This window comes from Oleiphilus sp. HI0043, assembly GCF_001634935.1.
In genome coordinates this window covers 1-1,070 of record NZ_LWEY01001204.1, presented here as the reverse complement: position 1 = coordinate 1,070, position 1,070 = coordinate 1, and the positions used below count along the sequence as shown (strand labels likewise).

The following is a 1,070-nucleotide window of genomic DNA, read 5'->3' as shown; positions in this document are numbered from 1 at the left end:
GTTTGCGAATCGGGAGTGTCATGAATACCGTCAATAGGGCTGTTATCGGTACCACCTGATTCCACCACGTCTGTAAAACCGTCATTGTCACTATCGAGATCGATATAATCCGGAAAGCCGTCATCGTCAGTGTCTGGTGGGTTAATGATATCGTCGATACCATCCAGGTTGGTATCGATGCCCCCGGTGCTGTCAACATCGTAGGCGTCATTGATACCGTCACCATCACTGTCTAAGCTGGCAGTTAACTCAGCTTCAAGTTCATCATTCATACCATCGTTGTCACTGTCCAGGTCAAAGATGTTGTAGCTATTATCGCCATCGCTATCCAAAAGACTTATCGCGTCATCAATACCATCCAGGTTGAGGTCTTCTCCTCCAGTCAGGTCGACGTCAAAGCCGTTATCGATACCATCGTCATCCGAGTCGAGGTGCAATGCGACGCCATTTTCAATGGCACCGGGGAGGCCATCTCCATCACTGTCCAAATCAAGGTGGTTGAGGATAGAGTCATTATCAAAATCTTCAGCTACAAACTTATGTTCGAGATAATCAGGAATATGGTCATTGTCTGAGTCTCGATCTCGATAGTCAGGTGTGCCGTCGTTGTCACTATCTTGAGGAAGGTTTGGGTCGCTTCCCAGCTCTCCAGCATCGTTAATGCCATCATTATCCGAGTCAGTATCCAAGGCATCGAGAATGCCATCTCCATCCGAGTCAAATGGTGAACTGAGATCGGCCCCTAGCTCTTCAAGATCACTAAAGCCGTCACCATCACTATCGTAGTAATCAGGGTCGAGACCCAGGCTTATCTCGTCACCGTTTGAAATACCATCGCTATCGTTATCACAAATTTCAACAGTATTATCTGGGGCACAAGCGGTTTTACTAACACTATCTTGGTCAGTTGCCTGGTTTCCAGCTCGATCAGCGATACTTGCATTAATAGTGATGTCGCCGTCTTGAAGGCTGCTTAGGTTAATTTCAGTGCTGAAGCTACCTTCGTTTGAGGTAGCGGGAGAGCAGCTCATATCGCTTTCGCTGACAGAGTTTGAACGTCCATCAGTAAC

Annotated in this window: 1 pseudogene; it reads right to left on the bottom strand. The window is 47.3% G+C overall.

Going from position 1 to position 1,070, the window contains the following annotated elements:
- Nucleotides 1-1,070 (bottom strand): annotated as a pseudogene (locus A3729_RS33115) (hypothetical protein); the annotation flags it as partial.